20 protein-coding genes are annotated in these 20,948 nt (G+C 70.9%); 10 read left to right on the top strand and 10 right to left on the bottom strand.

Annotated elements, in window-relative coordinates; all coding sequences use genetic code 11:
* Window positions 1–81: 81 nt before the first annotated feature.
* The 4 genes from ABG090_RS00735 to paaI all read right to left on the bottom strand — a co-directional run bounded on the left by ABG090_RS00735 (window position 82) and on the right by paaI (window position 3,525).
* The gene (locus ABG090_RS00735; RefSeq protein WP_347755494.1) at window positions 82–795 is read right to left on the bottom strand and encodes a transglycosylase family protein; all 714 of its coding nucleotides are present in this window, start codon (window positions 793–795) and stop codon (window positions 82–84) included.
* A 239-nt stretch (window positions 796–1,034) separates the two neighbouring features.
* Window positions 1,035–1,637, bottom strand: coding sequence for a TetR/AcrR family transcriptional regulator (locus ABG090_RS00730; RefSeq protein ID WP_347755492.1), 603 nt, complete (start codon window positions 1,635–1,637; stop codon window positions 1,035–1,037).
* Between the two features lie 82 nt (window positions 1,638–1,719).
* On the bottom strand, window positions 1,720–3,048 hold the full coding sequence (gene paaK, locus ABG090_RS00725) for a phenylacetate--CoA ligase PaaK (RefSeq protein WP_347755490.1): 1,329 nt from the start codon (window positions 3,046–3,048) through the stop codon (window positions 1,720–1,722).
* Window positions 3,049–3,069: 21 nt separating this feature from the next.
* Window positions 3,070–3,525: a hydroxyphenylacetyl-CoA thioesterase PaaI gene (gene paaI, locus ABG090_RS00720; RefSeq protein WP_347755489.1), complete on the bottom strand. Its 456-nt coding sequence runs from the start codon at window positions 3,523–3,525 to the stop codon at window positions 3,070–3,072.
* Between the two features lie 168 nt (window positions 3,526–3,693).
* Here paaI and paaA point away from each other — a divergent pair, with 168 nt between their 5' ends.
* From paaA to ABG090_RS00680, 8 genes are all read left to right on the top strand, one after another.
* Entirely contained in the window at window positions 3,694–4,647 is a 954-nt protein-coding gene (gene paaA / locus ABG090_RS00715; protein WP_347757639.1) for a 1,2-phenylacetyl-CoA epoxidase subunit PaaA, read from the top strand.
* A gap of 167 nt (window positions 4,648–4,814) precedes the next feature.
* On the top strand, window positions 4,815–5,120 hold the full coding sequence (gene paaB / locus ABG090_RS00710; protein WP_347755487.1) for a 1,2-phenylacetyl-CoA epoxidase subunit PaaB: 306 nt from the start codon (window positions 4,815–4,817) through the stop codon (window positions 5,118–5,120).
* Window positions 5,121–5,278: 158 nt separating this feature from the next.
* Window positions 5,279–6,070 carry a 1,2-phenylacetyl-CoA epoxidase subunit PaaC gene (paaC, locus tag ABG090_RS00705; RefSeq protein ID WP_347757637.1) on the top strand — a complete coding sequence of 264 codons (792 nt, stop codon included), beginning with the start codon at window positions 5,279–5,281 and terminating at the stop codon, window positions 6,068–6,070.
* A gap of 149 nt (window positions 6,071–6,219) precedes the next feature.
* Window positions 6,220–6,678 carry a 1,2-phenylacetyl-CoA epoxidase subunit PaaD gene (gene paaD, locus ABG090_RS00700; RefSeq protein WP_347757636.1) on the top strand — a complete coding sequence of 153 codons (459 nt, stop codon included), beginning with the start codon at window positions 6,220–6,222 and terminating at the stop codon, window positions 6,676–6,678.
* Window position 6,679: 1 nt separating this feature from the next.
* The gene (gene paaE / locus ABG090_RS00695; RefSeq protein ID WP_347755485.1) at window positions 6,680–7,822 is read left to right on the top strand and encodes a 1,2-phenylacetyl-CoA epoxidase subunit PaaE; all 1,143 of its coding nucleotides are present in this window, start codon (window positions 6,680–6,682) and stop codon (window positions 7,820–7,822) included.
* Between the two features lie 68 nt (window positions 7,823–7,890).
* The gene (locus tag ABG090_RS00690) at window positions 7,891–8,664 is read left to right on the top strand and encodes an enoyl-CoA hydratase/isomerase family protein (protein ID WP_347755483.1); all 774 of its coding nucleotides are present in this window, start codon (window positions 7,891–7,893) and stop codon (window positions 8,662–8,664) included.
* Between the two features lie 35 nt (window positions 8,665–8,699).
* Window positions 8,700–9,428, top strand: a complete 729-nt coding sequence (locus ABG090_RS00685) for a maleylpyruvate isomerase family mycothiol-dependent enzyme (protein ID WP_347755481.1) — start codon at window positions 8,700–8,702, stop codon at window positions 9,426–9,428.
* A gap of 91 nt (window positions 9,429–9,519) precedes the next feature.
* Complete coding sequence (locus tag ABG090_RS00680) at window positions 9,520–10,269, top strand: DUF805 domain-containing protein (protein ID WP_347755479.1); 750 nt, start codon at window positions 9,520–9,522, stop codon at window positions 10,267–10,269.
* A 19-nt stretch (window positions 10,270–10,288) separates the two neighbouring features.
* On the opposite strand, the gene ABG090_RS00675 is transcribed toward ABG090_RS00680, so the two are convergent.
* From ABG090_RS00675 to ABG090_RS00655, 5 genes are all read right to left on the bottom strand, one after another.
* Window positions 10,289–11,947 (bottom strand): DHA2 family efflux MFS transporter permease subunit, encoded by a 1,659-nt coding sequence (locus tag ABG090_RS00675; protein ID WP_347755477.1) that lies wholly within the window; start codon window positions 11,945–11,947, stop codon window positions 10,289–10,291.
* Window positions 11,948–12,044: 97 nt separating this feature from the next.
* On the bottom strand, window positions 12,045–12,980 hold the full coding sequence (locus ABG090_RS00670; protein WP_347755476.1) for an FAD-dependent oxidoreductase: 936 nt from the start codon (window positions 12,978–12,980) through the stop codon (window positions 12,045–12,047).
* Window positions 12,981–13,171: 191 nt separating this feature from the next.
* Entirely contained in the window at window positions 13,172–15,700 is a 2,529-nt protein-coding gene (locus ABG090_RS00665) for an ATP-dependent Clp protease ATP-binding subunit (RefSeq protein WP_347755474.1), read from the bottom strand.
* Between the two features lie 91 nt (window positions 15,701–15,791).
* On the bottom strand, window positions 15,792–16,229 hold the full coding sequence (locus ABG090_RS00660) for a hypothetical protein (protein ID WP_347755472.1): 438 nt from the start codon (window positions 16,227–16,229) through the stop codon (window positions 15,792–15,794).
* A 290-nt stretch (window positions 16,230–16,519) separates the two neighbouring features.
* Window positions 16,520–17,911 carry a dicarboxylate/amino acid:cation symporter gene (locus ABG090_RS00655; protein WP_347757634.1) on the bottom strand — a complete coding sequence of 464 codons (1,392 nt, stop codon included), beginning with the start codon at window positions 17,909–17,911 and terminating at the stop codon, window positions 16,520–16,522.
* A gap of 204 nt (window positions 17,912–18,115) precedes the next feature.
* On the opposite strand from ABG090_RS00655, the gene ABG090_RS00650 reads away from it, so the two are divergent.
* Together ABG090_RS00650 and ABG090_RS00645 are read left to right on the top strand one after the other, a co-directional pair.
* Complete coding sequence (locus ABG090_RS00650; RefSeq protein WP_347755470.1) at window positions 18,116–19,138, top strand: LLM class flavin-dependent oxidoreductase; 1,023 nt, start codon at window positions 18,116–18,118, stop codon at window positions 19,136–19,138.
* A gap of 133 nt (window positions 19,139–19,271) precedes the next feature.
* Entirely contained in the window at window positions 19,272–20,105 is an 834-nt protein-coding gene (locus ABG090_RS00645) for an alpha/beta hydrolase (protein ID WP_347755468.1), read from the top strand.
* Window positions 20,106–20,138: 33 nt separating this feature from the next.
* Here the strand turns inward: ABG090_RS00645 and nagB are convergent, their stop codons facing one another.
* On the bottom strand, window positions 20,139–20,915 hold the full coding sequence (gene nagB / locus ABG090_RS00640) for a glucosamine-6-phosphate deaminase (RefSeq protein ID WP_347755466.1): 777 nt from the start codon (window positions 20,913–20,915) through the stop codon (window positions 20,139–20,141).
* Window positions 20,916–20,948 lie beyond the last annotated feature (33 nt).

Here is a 20,948-nt window from a genome sequence, read left to right as displayed (position 1 = left end):
AACCCGGCAGGGCGAGGCAGCGCCGGGCGCGAGACGACGAAAGCGGGGGTCCCGAAGGACCCCCGCCTCGCGTTTGCCGCGCTACTCAGCGGGGAGGATGAGCTCCGCACCGGCCATGATGAGGTCGGGGTTCGAGAGCGTGTCCTGGTTCACGGCGTAGATGCCGAGCCAGCCGCTGTCGACCTCGAGCGACTCGGCGATCTCGAAGAGCGTGTCGCCGGGCTCGATCGTGTAGCGCTCGTCACCCGGCTCGACGTCGGGCAGCTGCAGCGCGGGAGCCTGCGCGGCAGGCGCCTGCTGGGCTGCAGGAGCGGCCTGGGCCGGCGCAGCCTGCGCGGGTGCGGCGGCCTGGCTGCTCGAGCTCGCCGCGGGAGCGGCCTGCTGCGTCTGCTGCACCGGCGTGCTGCTCGGCTCAGCCGAGCCCGAGGCGCCGATCTGCACCGAGCACGACGGCCATGCACCCCAGCCCTGGCCTGCGAGCGTGTTCTCGGCGACGCGGATCTGCTCCGCGCGCGAGGCGTCGGCCGGGTTGCCCGTGCCGCCGTAGGCCTGCCACGTCGACAGCGAGAACTGCAGGCCGCCGTAGTAGCCGTTGCCGGTGTTGATCGACCAGTTGCCGCCGGACTCGCACTGCGCGAGCGCGTCCCAGGTCGACTCGGATGCTGCGTTCGCGGTGGTCGGCACGAGCACGACGCCCGCGACAGTCGCGATGCCCGTCGCGACGATGCCGCCGAGGACTCGCTTCGAGCGACGTGCACCGGTGGTGTTGTTCTGCTTGATCAAAATGAACTCCACAGCCCCGTCTCGCACGCGCGCTGCGCCTGCGACCGCCCGACCGGAAGGTTTCGATTCCATGGAACGAAGGACTCTCGGGGCGGATGCGACGGCCGTCCTTCGTGGTTCAAGGTCACGACTCTACCGCAAGGTCACGATTTGGTAACAATATTGCTAGGCTCGCAGGAGTGCGCGCGGCGCGGGTCGGCGCCCCCGTCGCCATGGCGGCGGGGGCGCGAGCAGCGCCTCGGCGGGACGGCTCAGCGCGCGATGAGCCCCGCATCGACGTAGGCGAGCACGGCATCCGCGAGCTCGTCGGGCGTGGTGCGGCCCTCGGGGCGGTACCACTCGACGGTGGAGTTGACCATGCCGAACGTGAGGCGCTCGGCGACGCGGGGATCGATGTCGGCGCGCAGCGTTCCCTCGTCGCGCGCGAGCTCGAAGAGCGCCCGCATCTTCGCGTCGATGGCGCGTCGACGCTCGACCGCCGCCCGCTCAACCGCGGTGTTGCCGCGCAGGCGCAGCAGCAGCGTCACGTAGGGCTTGCGCTCGGCGAGCACGAGCACCGCGCCGCGGACGACGTAGCGGATGCGGTCCTGCACCGGCCCGGTCGTCGCCTCCGGCGCGTCGAAGACGTCGTCGAGCGCGTCGAGCGCCTTGCCGAGCACGACCTCGAGCATCTGCTCCTTGGAGTCGAAGTGGTGGTAGATCGCTGACTTCGACAGTCCGAGCCGCTCGGCGAGCACGCCGAGCGAGGTGGCGTCATAGCCGCGCTCGTTGAAGGCCTCGACGACGACCTCGAGCATCGAGTCGCGGTCGTAGCCGGGGCGGCCGCGGCGGGCGACGGGCTCGGTGGCGGTCATCGGACCATCTTGTCAGCGTCGGCGGACCGGTCTCGTGACGCGCGCGGCGATGCCGCGCGCTCCGCGACCTGCGGGAGCGGACTCACTTGTCGCGCAGGTCGTAGACGCGCTTGTACTTGCCCTCCGAGCGCGGCAGCGAGCCGCTCGGCACGACCTCCACGTCGACCGTCGTGCCGATGCGCTCCTTCACTCGCAGCTTCAGCACCTCGGCTGCCGCGGTCGACACGACCGGCTTCAGGCCCGGCGTGCACTCGATCTTCACGACCAGGCCATCCATGCGGCCGCGGTTGACGAGCTCGAGGATGAAGTGCGGCGTCAGGTGCTCGATCTCGAGCACGATCTCCTCGATCTGGGTCGGGAAGATGTTGACGCCGCGCACGATGAGCATGTCGTCGTTGCGGCCGGTGATCTTCTCGATGCGCCGCATCGTCGGCTGCGCACTGCCGGGCAGCAGCCGCGTCAGGTCGCGCGTGCGGTAGCGGATCACCGGGAACGCCTGCTTCGTCAGCGAGGTGAACACGAGCTCGCCCATCTCGCCATCGCCGAGCTGCGCTCCGGTCTCGCCGTCGATGATCTCCGGCAGGAAGTGGTCCTCCCAGATCGTCGGACCATCCTTGGTGGAGGCGAACTCGCTGCCGACACCCGGCCCCATGACCTCCGAGAGCCCGTAGATGTCGACGGCATCGATGCCCATGCGCCGCTCGAGCTCGAGCCGCATCTCGTTGGTCCACGGCTCTGCGCCGCAGATGGCGACCTTGATCGACGTCTCGCGCGGGTCCAGCCCGGCATCCTCGAACGCATCCGCGATCGTCAGCAGGTACGAGGGCGTGCACATGATCGCGTCAGGCTCGAAGTCGCGGATCAGCTGCACCTGCCGCGCCGTCTGGCCGCCGGAGACGGGGATCACCGTCGCACCGAGGCGCTCGATGCCCGCGTGTGCACCCTGCCCACCGGTGAAGAGGCCGTAGCCGTAGGCGTTGTGCACCTTCATGCCCGGGCGCACGCCCGAGGCGCGCAGCGAGCGCGCGACGACCTCGGCCCACACGTCGAGGTCATCCTTCGTGTAGCCGACGACGGTCGGGCGGCCGGTGGTGCCGGAGGAGGCGTGGATGCGCGCCACCTGCGCCATCGGTACCGCGAACATGCCGAAGGGGTACGACTGGCGCAGATCCTCCTTGGTCGTGAACGGCAGCCGCTGCAGGTCGGAGAGTTCCCGGATGTCATCCGGATGCACGCCGGCCTCGTCGAGCTTGCGCGTGTAGGTCGGCACGTTCGCGTACGCGTGCCGCACGGTCTCCTGCAGGCGGGTCAGCTGCAGCGCGCGCAGCTCGTCGAGCGAGAGGCGCTCGCCCTCGTCGCGCAGATCCTCCGCGGCGAGAAGGTGGTCGGACGCGGTGGGCTCGGTGGGCATCGTTGCTCCTGTCGTTCGAGATCAGGCAGGGCCGCCGGCGCCCTCGGGCGCCGCGGGTGCCGTGCGGTTCGTGGTGAAGGAGCGGCCGCGGAACTCGGCGACCGTCTCGCCCGTCTCATCGACGATGGTCACGTCGTAGATGCCGTTGCGGCCGCTCTTCCAGCGGCGCTCGGCGGTGGCGGTGAGCGTCTGCCCGGCGTGCGTCGCCTTCGCGAAGGTGATGTCGGCGCCGGAGGCGACCGTCACGTGCGCATCCTCGTTGCAGGCGTAGGCGAAGGCGGTGTCGGCCAGCGTGAAGACCAAGCCGCCGTGCGTGATGCCGAAGCCGTTCACCATCGATTCGGCGATCGGCATCGTCAGGACCGCGCGGCCCCGCTCGAGCTCGGCGATCTCGATCCCGAAGGCGACCTTCGCGCGGTCGGTCTCGGCCATGATCGTGGCCAGCCAGGTCTCGTCCCTGGTCGTCTGCAGTGGCATGCACGCTCCATTGCGTTCGGTGTCATCCGGGCCCGTTGCAGGTCCGCACCCCGCGAGTATATACTTACTGAACGTTCGGTCACTAATTCGTGTCCGGGCGCAACGAGGGAGGAGTCGACGATGACGCTGACGGCACCAGATGCATCCGCTCGCCAAGGCGAGCAGGAGATGACCGACGCGGAACGCGCCGAGGCGCAGGCCCGATTCGACGCGATCATCGAGGCAGACCAGCGCATCGAGCCGCGCGACTGGATGCCCGATGCCTACCGGAAGACGCTCGTGCGGCAGATCTCGCAGCACGCGCACTCCGAGATCATCGGGATGCAGCCGGAGGGCAACTGGATCTCGCGCGCGCCCAGCCTCAAGCGCAAGGCCATCCTGATGGCCAAGGTGCAGGACGAGGCCGGCCACGGGCTCTACCTCTACTCTGCCGCGCAGACGCTCGGCATCAGCCGCGACGAGATGACCGAGCAGCTGATCGAGTCGCGCGCCCGCTACTCGTCGATCTTCAACTACCCCACGCCCACCTGGGCAGACATGGGGGCGATCGGATGGCTCGTCGACGGCGCCGCGATCTGCAACCAGGTGCCGCTGTGCCGCGCCTCCTACGGACCCTACGGGCGCGCGATGGTGCGCATCTGCAAGGAGGAGTCGTTCCACCAGCGGCAGGGATTCGAGATCCTGCTCGAGCTCAGTCAGGGCACGCCCGCGCAGCACCAGATGGCGCAGGACGCCGTGAACCGCTGGTACTGGCCGAGCCTGATGATGTTCGGCCCGCCCGACGACGAGTCGCCGAACTCGGCGCAGTCGATGGCGTGGAAGATCAAGCGATTCTCGAACGACGAGCTGCGTCAGCGCTTCGTCGGCATGTGCGTGCCGCAGGCCGAGGTGCTGGGGCTGACGCTGCCGGATCCGAACCTGCGCTGGAACGAGGAGCGCGGCGAGTGGGACATGTCGGAGATCGACTGGACCGAGTTCAACGAGGTGCTCGCCGGCCGCGGCCCCGCCAACGCGCAGCGCATCCAGCACCGCCGCGACGCGCACGAGGACGGCGCGTGGGTGCGCGAGGCCGCCGCCGCCTACGCCGAGAAGCAGGCAGCGCGGGAGCGCATCGCCGCCTGACCGGATTGTCGAGCTTCCCCGAACGGCGCTTCGCGGACGGAAACCGCACCGCTTCGGGAAGCTCGCCGAGAGACACACGATCGAGCTTCCCCAAGGAGCGCCGTTCGAGCGGGAACCGCACCGGTTCGGGAAGCTCGAGCGAGACACACGGATTCGAGGAGATTGAGATGGCAACACCCGGCAACGTCGCTGGCGAAGGCTGGCCGCTGTATGAGGTGTTCGTGCGCGCTAATCGTGGCCTGAGCCACGTGCACGTCGGCTCGCTGCATGCGCCCGACGACGAGATGGCGCTGCGCAACGCGCGCGACCTGTACACCAGGCGCAACGAGGGCGTCTCGGTGTGGGTGGCGCGCTCCACCGCGATCACCACGAGCGACCCCGACCAGAAGGGCGCCTTCTTCGAGAGCCCCGCCGGCAAGAACTACCGGCACGCCAAGTACTACGAGAAGAGCGCGGAGGTCCCCCACCTGTGAACGCGCAGCTCAACGACGCCGAGCTCGCCGCCGATCCGCAGCCCGACGACCCGCGCGAGAGCGCACAGCCCAAGCAGCGCGACGCCGCCGCGGTCAACGCCGAGTACGAGGCCGAAGCGGCCGATGTGCACGGCGATGTCACCGTCGACGAGCTCGACCTGGCAGCCGAGCTCTCGGGCGTGCCCTCCGCGAAGGCGACCGACGACGTGGCGGAGTTCGCGCTGCGGCTCGGCGACGACGCCCTGATCCTCTCCCAGCGGCTCGGCTGGTGGATCTCGCGAGCGCCAGAGCTCGAGGAGGACATGGCGCTCGGCAACATCGCCCTCGACCTGCTCGGCCACGCGCGGAGCCTCCTGCACTACGCGGGCACCGCATCCGGCCGCTCCGAGGACGACCTCGCCTACTTCCGCGACGAGCCGGAGTTCCGCAGCGCGTGGCTCTTCGAGCAGCCCAACGGCGACTTCGCGCACACCATCGCGCGCGGCCTCATCGCCGCGATCTGGATGCAGGAGCTCTACACCGCGATGGCGCAGTCGACGGATGCGTCGCTCGCGGCCATCGCGGCGAAGTCGGTCAAGGAGGTGGCCTACCACCGCGACCACGCCGTGCAGTGGACGCTGCGCCTGGCCGGCGGCACCGAGCTCTCGCGCGAGCGGATGCTCGTGGCGCTCACCGACCTGTGGCCGTACACCGAAGAGCTGTTCCGCGACGACGAGCTGCACGACCGCCTGGAGGGGATCGCGCCGCGTCCGTCGACGCTCCGCGCGGGCTTCGACGAGGTCTGGAACGCGGTGCTGGCCGAGGCGGAGATCACCGAAGCCGACTTCACCAACAAGAAGATCGGGCAGTCCTCCGGTGGCGGCCGCTTCGGCACGCACTCGACGCACCTCGGCCCGCTGCTGGCCGAGATGCAGGTGCTCGCCCGCTCGCATCCGGGGGCATCGTGGTGACCCGCCACGCGCACGCCGCCGCCCAGCAGACCCCGCAGGTCGAGGAGCACGCGGCCGCAGGCGCGCGCCATTCGCAGGTCGAGGAGCACGCGGCCGCAGACCGCGCGCGTCACGAGACCGACACGACCCGGCAGCAGGAGGCCTGGCAGATCGCCGCCGCCGTCGTCGACCCCGAGGTGCCGGTGCTGACGATCGAGGATCTCGGCGTGCTGCGCGCGGTCGAGACGCACGGCGATGACGTGCGCGTCACGCTCACCCCCACTTACTCGGGCTGCCCCGCGATCGACCAGATGCGCGACGACGTGCTGCTCGCGCTCACCGCCGCGGGCTTCCGCGACGTCACGGTCGACTTCACGCTCTCCCCCGCCTGGACCACCGACTGGATGAGTGAGGCCGGCAAGGCCAAGCTCGAGGCGTACGGCATCGCGCCGCCCACGCATCAGGCAGGCGCCCGCTCCGGCCCCATCCCGGTCTCCATCGGCGTCAAGTGCCCGCGCTGCGGATCGCTCCGCACCCGCGAGGTCTCGCGCTTCGGCTCGACCGCCTGCAAGAGCCACTTCGAGTGCCTCGCGTGCCTCGAGCCCTTCGACCACTTCAAGGTGCACTGAGGTGGCCGCGCTGAATCTGGGTTCGACCGGACTGGGCGTCGGATCGTCGCGCAAGCGGGGGCAGTTCCACTCGCTCGAGGTCGCCGAGGTGCGCCCGCTCACCGCCGAGTCGGTCGAGGTCACCTTCGCTGTGCCCGAGGAGCTGCACGATGCCTTTGGCTACGTCGCCGGCCAGCACCTGGCGCTGCGCGCCACGATCGACGGCCACGAGATGCGCCGCTCCTACTCGATCTGCCGCCCACCGACCCCCGGGGCGATCTCGGTCGCGATCAAACGCGACCTCGGCGGCCGCTTCTCCACCTGGGCGAACAGCGAGCTGCAGGCGGGCGACCGCATCGACGTGATGAGCCCGCAGGGCACGTTCACGTCGGCACTCGACGACGTCGACGGCGCCCACGTCGTGGGCATCGCCGCCGGCAGCGGCATCACGCCCATGATGGCGCTCGCCCACCAGGTGCTCTCGCGCTCCGAGACCTCCACGTTCTCGCTGCTGTTCTCGAACCGCTCCACGCTCGACGTGATGTTCATCGAGGAGCTCGCCGACCTGAAGGACCGCTACCCATCGCGGCTCGCCCTGCACCACGTGCTCTCGCGCGAGCAGCGTGCGGCGCCGCTGATGTCGGGCCGTCTCGACCAGGAGCGCCTCGACCGCATCCTGGCCGAGCTGATCCGCCCGGAGAGCGTCGACGAGTGGTTCCTGTGCGGGCCGTTCGAGCTCGTGCAGCTCTGCCGCGACGTGCTCGACGAGGTCGGCGTCGAGGCTGATCACGTGCGCTACGAGCTGTTCACCACCGGCAAGCCCGTCGATGCCGGCGGCGACCGCGGCCGACCGGTGCAGGTCGAAGCCGGCGAGGACACCTGGGCGCTCGACTTCACCCTCGACGGCCAGTCGTCGCAGGTCGAGAGCCCCGTCTCGGCGCGCGAGTCGATCCTGAACGCCGCGCTGCGCGTGCGCCCCGACGTGCCCTTCGCGTGCGCCGGCGGCGTCTGCGGCACCTGCCGAGCGAAGGTCGTCTCCGGCAGCGTGAGCATGTCCGAGAACTACGCGCTCGAGCCCGACGAGATCGAGCGCGGCTACGTGCTCACCTGCCAGTCGCATCCGAAGGACGGCAGCGAGAAGGTCGTCGTCGACTACGACGTCTGACCCTGCCGGCCGCGGCATGCCCGCCCACGGCCGCTCCCGACCATCCGCTGTGCAACGAAGGAGTTCCCATGATCGAGCTGACCATCGATGCGGATGTCGCCGAGGTGGTGCTCACCGCACCCGAAAAGCGCAACGCGGTCGACGCATCCGCCCTGAAGGAGCTCGCGAATGCGTACACCGAGGCCGAGCGCGCCGGCGTGCGCGCGCTCGTGCTGCGCGGCGAGGGCAAGGCGTTCTGCGCCGGCCGCGACATCTCGCAGGTGGATCCGCGCACCGATGATGCCGCCAGCTTCCTGCGCGCCTCGCTGCAGCCGGTGCTGGAGCAGATGGCCGCCTTCCCGGCGCCCACCTTCGCCGTCGCGCACGGCGCCTGCCTCGGCATCGGGCTGGGCCTGCTGATCGCCACCGACGTCGTCTACGTGGCGGAGTCGGCCAAGCTCGGCAGCCCGTTCGCGGCGCTCGGCGCGACCCTCGACTCCGGTGGCCACGCGCTCTTCTTCGAGCGGCTCGGCGCGCATCGCACCTTCGACCTCATCTACTCGGGCAAGCTGCTGTCGGGCGCCGAGGCCGTCGCCGCTGGCCTGTTCTCGCAGTCATTCCCGGATGCCGAGGTGCTGGAGGCCACGCGCGCGGCAGCCGCGCAAGCCGCGCAGGGCCCGACGCTCGCGTTCCGCGCGTCGAAGGAGATCATCCGGGGCCTGCGCGACGAGCGGCAGGGCCTGTGGCGCTCGGTCGAAGCGGAGAACGCGGCGCAGATCGAGCTGGGGCAGACGGCCGACTTCCGCGAAGGCTTCGCGGCCTTCCAGCAGAAGCGCAAGCCGACGTTCACCGGGCGAGACTGAGCGGTCGACCGGGCGGCACGGCGTAGCCTGCCCCCATGGATCACCTGCGAGCGCTGGCAACGCACCAAGCGCAGTTCCTCCAGACCACTCGCAGCGTCGACCCTGCCACGCCCATCCCCTGGCTGGGCGAATGGACGATCGAGCAGCTCGTCGTCCACCTCGCGCGCATCTATCACTGGGCCGACGGGAAGGCGCGGCGGCAGGCCTCCGCGTCGCTCGGTCGCGGCCCCTTCGACCTGCCGCGGCTCTATGCCGACACGGCGAGCGGGGTGCTGGCGACGCTGAGCGAGCTCGACCCGGATGCGCCCGCGTGGGCGCTCATCGACGACGGGGTGCCCGCAGAGGCGCAGACCGGCACGGTGCGCTTCTGGCATCGCCGACTGGCCAACGAGACCCTCGTGCACCTGTGGGACCTGCACACTGCGGTCGGCGAGGCGGTCGAGGCGCCTGCGGGGGCCTGGCTCGACTGCCTCGACGAGGTCGTCACGGTCATGCACCCGCGCCAGCTGCGACTCGAGCGCGGCAGCCCGCCGTCGGCGCGCGTCGTCTTCCGCCCGACGGACGTCGCGGCGTCGCTCGCGGTGAGCGGCGCACCGGACGAGGCGCCCCGGATCGTCATCGCCGGGCCCGTTCGCGCGCTCGCACTGCTCGCGTGGGGCCGTGGCGCACCGAGCGACGACCCGCTCGGCGCCGACGGCATCGACGTGGTCGAGGGCGACCCCGCGCATGCGACGTCGATCCTGCGCGCCGGACTGACCCCGTAGCCGCGCGCCGGCGGGCAGCTGTGCCTCCGGCGCGGGCAGGTATGCCTCCGGAACGGTCGGAGCGCGGCTACGGATGGGGGACAATAGAGGCATGAGTTCATCGACCATCGCGCCCGTCGGACAGCCGCTGCACGGCACCTCGTTCGGCCAGGCCGTCGCGCGCTTCTTCCGCGGCTACGTGCAGTTTTCGGGGCGCGCCAGTCGCAGCGAGTTCTGGTGGGCGATGCTGTTCACGACGCTCGTCTCACTCGCGGTGCAGATCCCGTTCTGGATCATCTGGGCCGTGTTCATGACGCGCGTGGTCGCGAGCGCCGCCACGACGGGCGGCAACCCGACCGGGGTCACCGGCATGCCACAGGACCTCGCGGGCATCATGGGCGGGATGCTGCTGGCGGGCGGCGTGCTGGTGCTGGTCTCGCTCGCCCTCACGCTGCCGTCTCTGGCAGTCATGTGGCGACGGCTGCAGGACGCGAACTTCCACGGGGCGTTCGCGCTGCTGTCGTTGGTCAGCTTGGGGATCGTGCCGCTCATCCTGTGCTTCTTCGAGTCGAACCCCGAGGGCATCCGATTCGACCCGCGCTTCGCGGGGAGGGGTCTCGCTGGCTACGAGCAGCCGCCGCAGTACCCGAATCCGGTTGCGCTGCACTACGGGGAACCCGCGCAGGCGTATGCGCAGCAGTCGTACGGAGAGCAGCCGTACCCGGAGCCGTACGGGCAGCAGCCGTACCCGGAGCAGCCCGACGGCCAGCCGTACGACCAGCCCTACAGCGCGCCCTACGGCCAGTCGACCGAGGAGTCGACCGGCGACCGCCCCTACAGCCAGGGCTATCCGCAGTCCTGACCCGCGCGCCGTGACGGGGTCACTCAGCGCGCGATGACCGGTCGGTCGCCGCTGCCGGAGGCTTCTGCACCTCGGGTGCAGGGGCATCGAACGCGGGGCGGATCCGCAGGCTCGACAGCAGACCGATGACGAGGGCCGCCACGGCGATCCACGCCGCGAGCGAGGTGCCATCGGTCATCGCCGCGCGCGCGGCGTCGGCGACCACGGCCGTCTGCGGATCGGCCGCGAGCGCCCCGATCGTGCCGCCGGAGCTCGCCGTGACCGAGTCGACGACGCGCTGCAGCTCGGGGTTGGCCGCCACGGCGTCGACGAGCCGATTCTCCGTGCCGAAGCGCAGCGTGCTGAAGAAGGCGGTGCCGAGCACCGCGATCCCGAGCGCGGAGCCCGTCTGTCGCGCCGTGCTCTGCGTCGCCGAGCCCTGCCCGCTGCGCTCGACCGGCACATCCGCCAGCACGACGCTCGTGAGCTGCGCGGTCGCGAGCCCCACCCCCATGCCGTAGACGAACAGTGCGGGAGAGGTGAGCCAGGCGGTGCTCTCGGGGCGGATGAGCAGCGCGAGCGTTGCGATCGCGAGGATCTCGAGGCCGAGCCCGATGCGCACGACCACCACCGCGGAGAGCCTGCGCGAGAGCTGCGCGACGGCGCCACTGGCGAGGAATGAGCCGGCGGCGAGCGGCACGAGCGCGAGGCCGGCCTGGAACGCCGTGAAGCCGAGCACGTTCTGGAACCACAGCGGCAGCGACAGGATGAGCCCAAACTCGCCGAAGCTGACGATGAGCGCGGTGACGTTGCCGTTGGCGAACGAGGGGATGCGGAACAGTGACAAGTCGAGGATCACGCTCTTGCCTGCAGCGGTGCGCGCGCGCTCCAGGAACACGAATGCGGTGAGCGCGACGATCGCGATGAGGAACGCGAATGGCACGGGCGAGAGCTCGCCGATGCGGAACGGTGCGGCCTCCTCCGCGAGCCACCAGCCGTAGCTGCGGCCCTCGATGAGCGCGAACACGAGCGCGCCGAAGCCGATGATGGTCAGCAGGGCGCCGCCGAGGTCGAGCCGCCCCTTGGCACTCGCAGCCTCCTTCGACTCCGCGACGAACAGCAGCACGCCGGCGACGATGAGCACGCCGACCGGCACGTTGATGCCGAACGCCCAGCGCCAGCTGGCGTACTCGATGAGCCAGCCGCCGGCGAGCGGGCCGATGGCGGCCATGCCGCCGATGGTGGAGCCCCAGACGGCGAACGCGATGCCCCGCTCGCGGCCGTGGAAGTTGGCGTTCAGCAGCGCGAGCGTGGTCGGCAGCACCATCGAGCCGCCAAGGCCCTGGAGCGCGCGGCCCGCGATCAGCAGCGAGCCATTCTCGGCCAGCGCGCACAGCACGCTGGCGATGACGAAGACGACGATGCCGAGCAGCATCATGCGGCGGCGCCCGACGCTGTCGGCGAGACGCCCCCAGGTCAGCAGGAGGGCGGCGAAGATCAGCGTGTAGATCTCCTGCACCCATTGGATCTCGGTGCTCGAGATGCCCAGGTCGTCGACGATGGCCGGCACGGCAACCGACACGATCGTCGAGTCCATGATGATGATCGCGACGCCGAGGCTGATCGCGAGCAGCCCCCACCAGCGGTAGCGCACGTGGCGGTCCGCCTGCTGGGTGCCGATGGCAGCGGCGTGACGCATGGGGCTCCTTCGGACGCGAGCGCAACAGCGACACTGTACGCCTGCCGACCGTGCCTCGAGCCTTGACGACGAGCGCGGTCGACCGACGCGCTCGCGCTCACGCGAGCAGCGCCACCACCCGCTCCGCCGTGCCCCAGGACAGCGTCATGCCCGAACCGCCGTGCCCGTACGCTGCGATGACGCGCGGCCCCCGGCCGGGTACCTCCTCGATGCGCAGCTTCTCTCGGCCCGGCCGGAGCCCGACGGCGCGCGAGAGGACGCGAGCGCCGGCGAGGGCCGGTACGAGCGCCGTGCAGCGCTCGATGATCGCGGCCTCGACGGCCGGGTCCGGCTCGACATCCGTCTCGCCCGGTTCGTTGGTGCCCCCCAGGACGACGCAGTCGCGGCGCGGGAGCACGTAGACGAGCCCTGCAGGGTTCGCATCGTCGAGCACGAACTCCGCCATGCCGCGGCGCTCGACGCGCACGACCTGACCGCGGATCGGCACGACGCTCTCGTCGTCGCCCAGCAGCGTGCCGCCGCGTGCGCCCGCGGCGACGATCACGGTGTCGAACTCCCCGGTCAGCGCGTCCACATCGTCGACGACGCGACGCTCGAAGCGCACGCCCCGCTCCTCGCACTGCGCGCGCAGCCACGGCAGGTACTCGGTCATGGTCGCCAGCGGCACGATCGTGCGCAGCCCGGTGGCCCCGGCCGGCAGCTCGGATGCGTCGACCTCGGCCGCCTGCAGCTGCGCGGTCCACGCGCGGTCCGGTTGCGGCGAGCGCTCGATGACGATGCCGCTGCGCAGGTCGACGCCGGCATCCGCGTGCTCTGCCGCGATGGCGATGAAGCGCTGCAGCGATGCGCTGAGCATCGCGTCGACCGTCGCCGACGACTCGGCTGCGTAGGGGAACCACAGGGCGCCCGCGACCGCGGAGGTGGTCTCGAGCGGGTCCTGGTCGTGCAGCACGGTGACGTCGCGATCGCCAAGCTCGTGCGCGATCGACATGCCGATCACGCCCGCCCCGATCACTGCGATCCGCTCGCCCATGCCAGCTCCCTCGTTCACCGACCCTGTGGTCGCTCACGCCGATTATGCCGGTGCCACGCCACCTGCACGGTTGAACGCCGGGTGCCCGCGGCCCTCGGCCAAGGGCAGCCGGGTCGAACCGCGGCCCTCGGCCGAGGGCAGCCGGGTCGAACCGCCGCCCTCGGCCGAGGAACGCCGGGGCGAACCGGCGACTACTGTGCGGTGGCCGCGGCCGGCGCCTCGCTCGCGGTCACCGACAGCGCATCGCCCTCGACGTCGACGCGCACGGTGCCGTGCTCGAGCCCGCCGACGATGAGGTCGGCGACCCGATCCTCGACCTCGCGCTGGATGAGCCTGCGCAGCGGCCGCGCGCCGAACTCGGGCTCGTACCCGTGCTCCGCCAGCCAGGTGAGCGCAGCATCGGTCACCTCGAGCTCGAGATCCTGCGCGTGCAGGCGGTCGCGCACGCGGTCGAGCAGCAGCGCGACGATTCGGCGCAGCTCCCCGGCTTCGAGCTTCTGGAACAGCACGATCTCGTCGATGCGGTTGATGAGCTCGGGGCGCATCTGCTCGCGCAGCTTGCCCATCACCTTCGCGCGCAGCTCCGCGGCGCTGCCCGAGCCGTCGCCGGCGTGGAACCCGACCGGGCCCGACTTCGAGGCGAGGAACTCGCCGCCCAGGTTGCTGGTCATGATGACCACGGTGTTGCGGAAGTCGACGGTGCGTCCCTGCCCGTCGGTGAGGCGGCCGTCCTCCAGCACCTGCAGCAGCAGGTTGAAGACATCCGGGTGCGCCTTCTCGATCTCGTCGAGCAGCACCACCGCATAGGGCTGCCGGCGGATGCGCTCGGTCAGCTGGCCCGCCTCGTTGTAGCCGACGTAGCCGGGAGGGGCGCCGATGAGGCGCGCGACCGTGTGCCGCTCGCCGAACTCCGACATGTCGAACCGAACGAGCGCGCCCTCCGAGCCGAACAGGCTGTCGGCGAGCGACTTCGCCAGCTCGGTCTTGCCGACGCCGGTGGGGCCGAGGAATAGGAACGAGCCGATGGGTCGACCCTGATCGCCCAGGCCCGACCGCGAACGCCGCACTGCCTTGGCGACGGCCTCGACGGCGTCATCCTGTCCGACGACGCGGTGGTGCAGCTCATCCTCGAGGACGGCCAGCCGCTGCCGGTCGCCCTCGGTGAGGCGCGATGCTGGGATGCCCGTGGCGCGCGCCACGACCTCGGCGATCTCCTCCTCGTCGACCACGCCGTCCTCACCGGAGCCGGAATCGATCGCGGCCTCGATGGCCGCGATGCGGTCGCGCAGCCGCATCGCCTCCTCGAACTCCTCGGCCTCGACCGCTTGCTGCTTCTCGTCGATGAGGTGGTCGCGCTCCTTCGTCAGCGCATCAACGTCGACCTTCGCGCCGAGGCGCAGGCGCAGGCGCGCGCCAGCCTGATCGATCAGGTCGATGGCCTTGTCGGGCAGGAAGCGGTCGGAGATGTAGCGGTGCGAGAGCTCGACGGCGGCGCGGACCGCGTCGTCGGTGTAGCTCACGCGGTGGTGCTCCTCGTAGGCGCCCTTGAGCCCGTCGAGGATGGCCACGGCGTCCTCGACCGAGGGCTCGGCGACCATGACGGGCTGGAAGCGGCGCGTGAGCGCGGCATCCTTCTCGATGCGGCGGAACTCCGCCAGCGTGGTCGCCCCGATCATGTGCAGCTCGCCGCGCGCCAGGCGCGGCTTGAGGATGTTCGCCGCGTCCATGCCGCCGTCACCGCCGCCACCCGCGCCCAGGATCGAGTGCAGCTCATCGATGAAGACGATCAGCTCGTCCCTGTGCTCGGTGATCTCATCCATCGCCTTCGTGATGCGCTCCTCGAAGTCGCCGCGGTAGCGCGTGCCCGCCACCATCGCGGTGAGGTCGAGCCCGACCACACGCTTGCCCTTCAGCGACTTGGGCACACCGCCCTCGACGATCGCGCGGGCGAGCCCCTCGACGATCGCGGTCTTGCCGACGCCGGCCTCGCCGATCAGCACGGGGTTGTTCTTCGAGCGGCGGGAGAGGATCTCGATCGTCTGCTCGATCTCGTCGGCGCGGCCGATCACCGGGTCGAGCTTCCCGTCGCGAGCGCGCTGCGTGAGGTCGATGCCGAACTCGTCGAGCGTCGGCGTCGTGGAGTTCACATCGACCGCCTTCGACGGCTGCTGGCCCTGCTGCCCCTCGATGGCGTGCTGCCTCGCCTCCGTCGCCGCGCGCTGCAGCGACTCCTGCGAGATGCCCGCCTCCTGCAGCAGCGCGCCGACGGCGCTGTCGCCCGCCATGAGGAAGGCGAAGAAGAGGTGCTCGGGGTCGATGTAGCTCGAGCCGTTGGCGCGCGCGATCTGGTACGCGTCGCGGAGGGCGCGCTGGGCGGATGCGGTCAGTGACGGCGGGCCCTGCGTCTCGCGCTCGCCGTCGGCCGGCATCCGATCCTCGATGCTCGTGCGCAGCGCGTCGACGTCGGCGCGCGCCCCCGCTGCGGCGGCGGCGACCTGCGGCAGCTCAAGCAGGGCGTGCAGGAGGTGCAGCGCGTCGACCTCCGCGTGCTTGTGCTCGCGGGCGTACTCGATCGCGGTGGCGATCACGGAGCTCATCCGCCTCGACACCAAGCGCGTGAGGTCGACGGACCGCTGCGCGGGCAGGCGCTGCCCCTGCAGCATCCGGGCGATGAAATCCTCGTAGGAGCCGTCGCCGATGGGTCCGTAGATCGCTGCCATGTGCATCCTCCCGAAGTCGTGGCGTCGAACTTGAGCGTGCTCGACTCAAGTTACAACACCGCGCGGTGGGATGCATTCCCAGCGGTCGGACTCAGCTCACCGCCTTGGTGACGAGCGCGGCGATGCGCTTGCGCACGTCCGGCGTATCCGCCACGACGGCGAAGGCGGTCGCCCACATGTCGCCGTCGTCCAGGTTCGCGATCGTCTGGAAGCCGAGTGTCGAGTAGCGCTCGTCGAACTTGGACGCCTGCTGGAAGAACACCAGCACCTTGCCGTCGCGCGCGTAGGACGGGAAGCCGTACCAGGTCTTCGGATCCAGGTCGGGAGCGACCTCCGAGACCACCTCGTGCACCATCTGTGCGAGCGCCTTGTCGGGCTCGGGCAGACCCTCGATCGCGTCGAGCACATCCTGCAGCTCGCGCTCCTTCTTGTTGCCGCCCTTGCGGCCGGACTGCTTGCGCAGCTCCGCCGTGCGCTCCTTGAGGGCCTTCCGCTCAGCGGCGGAGAGCGTGCTGTCGTCGTCGACCATCGGTGCCGTTCCTCTCGTCGGGTCCCCGCGCCGCCGCTGTCGGCCGCGGCGCGGCATGCTTCGGCGCTGCACTGCCTCCGATCATGCCCCTCCGATGGCGCCAGGGCGACCCCTGCTGCCTCCGCGGACCCGGCGCACCGGGTCGACTCGGCGCAAAGGGTCGCCGAACGCGCGTGCCGCAACGGCACGCGGACCCCAGATCGGCAGGCGGACCCAAGATCTGGGGTCCGCCTGCCAACGTGGGGTCCGGGGTCGGATGCGCCGGGTCGCGCGGGGCGACCCGGCACCCGTCAGACGGCGGGCACGGGCTCGCGCCGCGAGTCCGGGTTCCCAGCGTCGGCGGCGCCGTCCGTGCCGGCCTCGAGCTCGTCGTCGGCGTCGTCGATGAACGGACCGTCGCCGCGGTCGGCGTGGTACAGCTCCACATCGAGGATGCCCTCGCGCTTGGCGACGATCGTCGGCACGAGTGCCTGGCCGGCGACGTTGACCGCGGTGCGACCCATGTCGAGGATCGGGTCGACGGCCAGCAGCAGGCCGACGCCCTCGAGCGGCAGGCCGAGCGTTGACAGCGTGAGCGTGAGCATCACCGTCGCGCCGGTCGTGCCGGCCGTCGCTGCAGAGCCGACGATCGAGACGAACGCGATCAGCACGTACTGGATGAGCGTGAGCTCGATGCCGAAGAACTGGGCGACGAAGATCGCGGCGATCGCCGGGTAGATCGCAGCGCAGCCATCCATCTTCGTGGTGGAGCCGAACGGCACGGCGAACGACGCGTACTCACGCGGCACGCCGAGGTTGCGCTCGGTGACCCGCTGCGTGAGCGGCAGCGTGCCCATCGATGAGCGGCTCACGAAGCCGAGCTGCACCGCGGGCCACACGCCCGAGAAGTACTTGCGCACCGAGAGGCCGTGCGTCTTGATGAGCACCGGGTAGACGACGAACAGCACGATCGCGAGGCCGAGGTAGACGGCGGCGACGAACCAGGCGAGGGTGCCGAGCTTCTCCCAGCCGTACTGCACGACCGCGTTGCCGAGCAGGCCGACGGTGCCGATGGGGGCGATGCGGATGATCCACCACAGCACCTTCTGGATGACCTTCAGCGCCGACTGCGTGAAGTCGAGGAACGGCTCCGCCCGCTTGCCGAGCTTGAGCGCGGCGATGCCGATCGCGGCCGCGATCACGATCACCTGCAGCACGTTGAAGCCGACGCTCGAGGAGACGTCGCCGGTGTCGGAGACGCGCGTCGAGACGGTCAGGCCGAGGAAGTTCTGCGGCACGAGGCCGGCCAGGAAGTCCCACCAGCCGCCGACCCGGCTGGGCTCCGCGGTCTCGAGGGCGCCGGTGTCGATGCGGGATCCCGGCTGCAGCGTGGTACCGAGCGTGATGCCGATGGAGACGGCGATGGCGGCGGTGATCGCGAACCAGAGCAGGGTCTGGCCGGCGAGCCGCGCGGCGTTCTGCACCTTCCGCAGCTGCGCGATCGAGGCGATGATCGCGGTGAGGATGAGCGGCACGACCGCGGTCTTCAGCAGCGCAACGTAGCTGGAGCCGATGGTGGCTAGGGTCGCCGCGAGCGCGTTGGGAGCCTCATCGGCGCCGGGTCCGAGCTGCCGGGCGACGAGCCCGAGCAGCACGCCGAGCACGAGCGCGGCGGTGATCTGGAAGCCGAATGAGCCGAGCAGTGCGCGGCTTCGGCTCTTGGGTGCGCGCGGTGACGCAGTCTGGGTGGTCGCGGACACAGGGCTCCTCAGGGATGCGATGGGTGGGGGTGTCCAGGCGACGTCGCCCGGGTGCAGATTCAGTTATAGCATCCATTACGTGACCTTGCATCTTCATGTGCGTCGTGAGGATGGAATGCGCGCGACGCGCGGCCGGTTCGAGTGAGCATGCGCAAACGCATCGGCTTCCTCTCGTTCGGGCACTATCGCGACGTGCCCGGCTCCCGCGTGCCCACGGCCGGAGATTCGCTGCGCATGCACGTCGACCTCGCTGTGGCGGCCGAGGAGGCCGGAGTCGACGGCGCCTGGGTGCGCGTGCACCACTTCGACCAGTCGCTCGCCGCGCCGTACCCGCTGCTTGCCGCGATGGGCGCGCGCACGTCGACGCTCGAGCTCGGCACCGGGGTGATCGACATGCGCTACGAACAGCCGCTGGCGATGACCGAGCTCGCGAGCGCCGCCGACCTCATCACGAACGGCCGGCTGCAACTGGGCATCTCGCGCGGCTCACCCGAGCGCGCGGTCGACGGCCAAGAGCGCTTCGGCCTCGGGCTTGGCGACGCGGGCGACTGGTCGACCGAGGCCCGCACCCGCGCCGCCCGCCTGCGGCGCGCCCTCCGCGGCGAGCCGCAGGCGCACTCGGCGCGCGCGGCCGAGCTCGGCCAAGGACCAGACCTGCCGGTCGAGCCGCACTCCCCCGGGCTGGCCGATCGCCTCTGGTGGGGCGCCGGCAACCACACCTCAGGGCTGTGGGCGGCCGAGCACGGCTACCGCCTGCTCTCCTCCACCCTGCTGCTGCAGGACGACGGCCGCCCCTTCCATGTGCAGCAGGCCGACCAGGTGCGCGCCTATCGCGACGCCTACGCCGTGGGCGGTCACGCACGGCAGCCGCGCACCGCCGTCACACGCAGCGCGTTCCCGATCGCGAGCGACGACGACCGCCGCTACTTCGGCCTCGCCGACCAGCGCGCGGACGGTGTCGGGCACCTCGACGGCAGCGCGGCGCGCAGCGGCCCGACCTACGCGGGCGACCCTGAGCACGTCGCCCAGCGGCTGCTCGCCGACGACGCCGTGCAGGAGGCCGACACCGTGCTCTTCGCGCTGCCGAGCCAGCTCGGCTACGACGTCAACGCGCGACTGCTCGCCTCACTCGGCGAGCTCGCCAGAGAGCTCGGCTGGCACGAGGGCTGAGCCGCGCACGCACTGCACGGTGCTGCGGTCGACAGGGACGCAGTGGGAGTCGATGGCGGCGTGGCCCCCATGACGGGGGTTGCGCCCGAGCTCGGCCGGGAGGATTCTCGCTGACAATTGCGGAGGCATACCGATGGATGCGCAGCGAAGCCACGAGGTCATCACCGACGACGGGGTCGCGATCCGCGCGACCGTGCTGGGTCAAGGACCGCCGTTGGTGCTGCTGCAGGGGGTGATGGGCGACGGTGACGTCGACTGGCGAGCACTCGCGCCGCTCCTTGCGACGCGGTTCACGTGTCACATGCCGAGCATGCGCGGTCGGGGTCGCAGCGACGATCACCCGAACGTGCAGCTCGACCGGATCAGTGCGGACTACGCCGCCTACATCGAGAGCCTCGGGGAACCGACGGCGCTCGTCGGATGGTCCGCCGGCGCCGGTCACGCCCTCGGTTTGGCGTCGCGCTTGGATGCGGTCGCTGCGACAGCCTCATACGAGCCGGTCGCGAGCATGCTGATGAACGAGGATGACCGCGCGGCACTGATCGGCAGCCTCGGTCGCGGCCGCGAGCTGGTCGAGCAGGGTGACCTGCCGGGAGCGATGCGCGCGATCGCCGCGTTCCCCTTCACCCCCGACGACATCGCAGCCGCGGACGACGCGGGCTACTTCGAGGCCACGGCCCGCTACACACCCCACCTCCTGGAGGTCTTCGCGCAGCTCGCGGACTACCGCGGCCGCATGCCGGAGGAACCGGAGGTGCTCGGCGCCATCCGTGCGCCCGTGCTCGTGCTGCATGGCTCGCAAACGGGGACGTTCATGCAGGCCAGCGCGCAGCACGTGATCGATCACGTGCGCGACGCGCGTGCAGTCACGATCCCCGGCGCTGGCCATACGGGCCCGTTGACGCATCCCGAGGCGATCGCTGAGCAGCTCTTCCGGTTCTTCGAGCCCGTCTTCGCCGACGGCTGACGTGCGAGCGTCGCGGTCAGTCCCCAACCTCGATCACTGCACCGCGCTGCGGTGCGCCACCACCTCGCGGTAGTAGTCGGCGAGCTCGAGCTCGGCAGCGGCGGCCTCGTCGAGGTACACCGTGACGTTCGGATGCAGCTGCAGCGCCGTGCAGGGCCAGCGTGCCGAGATCGAGCCCTCGACCATCTCGCGCACGGCGGCGGCCTTGGCCGACCCGGTTGCGATCAGCACCGCCTGCCGGGATTCGAGGATCGTCCCGAGCCCCTGCGTGAGACAGTGCCGCGGCACGGCGTCGATGTCGCCATCGAAGAAGCGGGCGTTGTCGCGCCGCGTCTGGGCGGTGAGCGTCTTCACGCGCGTGCGCGAGGCCAACGACGAGGAGGGCTCGTTGAACGCGATGTGGCCGGTCGTGCCGACGCCGAGGATCTGCAGATCGATGCCCCCGGCCCCGGCGATGCGTCGCTCGTAGTCGACGCAGGCGGCGTCGAGGTCGGCGGCGGTGCCGTCGGGGCCGCGCACCGCCCCCGGGGCGAAGTCGACACGGGAGACGAGTTCCTCGTCGATGACCGCGCGATACGAGCGAGGATCGCCCTCGGGCAGCCCGACGTACTCGTCGAGCGTGAAGCCGCGAGCGCGGGCGAACGAGAGCGAGCCCGCGTCCACGCGCGCGGCGAGCTCGTCGTAGACCCGCAGCGGGCTGGATCCGGTCGCCAGCCCGAGCACCGCGTCGGCCTTGCGCTCAAGCAGCGCCTGCACCTCGTCGGCGACGAGCGCGCCGATCGCATCGGCATCGGTGATCACAACTTCCATCGAGCGCTCCGTCCCGCGTCCTCTGCACCAACC

Source organism: Agrococcus sp. ProA11 (genome assembly GCF_039880525.1).
Lineage (GTDB): Bacteria > Actinomycetota > Actinomycetes > Actinomycetales > Microbacteriaceae > Agrococcus > Agrococcus chionoecetis.
Note: the sequence above shows the minus strand (reverse complement) of the source record. Positions and strands in the feature narration are given on the sequence as shown.

Coding starts and splice junctions, on each gene's coding strand:
- ABG090_RS00665 (WP_347755474.1), bottom strand. CDS start 15,700: ATGGCAGCGATCTACGGACCCATCGGCGACGGCTCCTACGAGGATTTC.
- ABG090_RS00650 (WP_347755470.1), top strand. CDS start 18,116: ATGCGCAAACGCATCGGCTTCCTCTCGTTCGGGCACTATCGCGACGTG.
- ABG090_RS00675 (WP_347755477.1), bottom strand. CDS start 11,947: ATGCGTCACGCCGCTGCCATCGGCACCCAGCAGGCGGACCGCCACGTG.
- ABG090_RS00660 (WP_347755472.1), bottom strand. CDS start 16,229: ATGGTCGACGACGACAGCACGCTCTCCGCCGCTGAGCGGAAGGCCCTC.
- paaB (WP_347755487.1), top strand. CDS start 4,815: ATGGCAACACCCGGCAACGTCGCTGGCGAAGGCTGGCCGCTGTATGAG.
- ABG090_RS00645 (WP_347755468.1), top strand. CDS start 19,272: ATGGATGCGCAGCGAAGCCACGAGGTCATCACCGACGACGGGGTCGCG.
- ABG090_RS00680 (WP_347755479.1), top strand. CDS start 9,520: ATGAGTTCATCGACCATCGCGCCCGTCGGACAGCCGCTGCACGGCACC.
- nagB (WP_347755466.1), bottom strand. CDS start 20,915: ATGGAAGTTGTGATCACCGATGCCGATGCGATCGGCGCGCTCGTCGCC.
- paaA (WP_347757639.1), top strand. CDS start 3,694: ATGACCGACGCGGAACGCGCCGAGGCGCAGGCCCGATTCGACGCGATC.
- ABG090_RS00670 (WP_347755476.1), bottom strand. CDS start 12,980: ATGGGCGAGCGGATCGCAGTGATCGGGGCGGGCGTGATCGGCATGTCG.
- ABG090_RS00730 (WP_347755492.1), bottom strand. CDS start 1,637: ATGACCGCCACCGAGCCCGTCGCCCGCCGCGGCCGCCCCGGCTACGAC.
- ABG090_RS00690 (WP_347755483.1), top strand. CDS start 7,891: ATGATCGAGCTGACCATCGATGCGGATGTCGCCGAGGTGGTGCTCACC.
- ABG090_RS00685 (WP_347755481.1), top strand. CDS start 8,700: ATGGATCACCTGCGAGCGCTGGCAACGCACCAAGCGCAGTTCCTCCAG.
- paaK (WP_347755490.1), bottom strand. CDS start 3,048: ATGCCCACCGAGCCCACCGCGTCCGACCACCTTCTCGCCGCGGAGGAT.
- paaI (WP_347755489.1), bottom strand. CDS start 3,525: ATGCCACTGCAGACGACCAGGGACGAGACCTGGCTGGCCACGATCATG.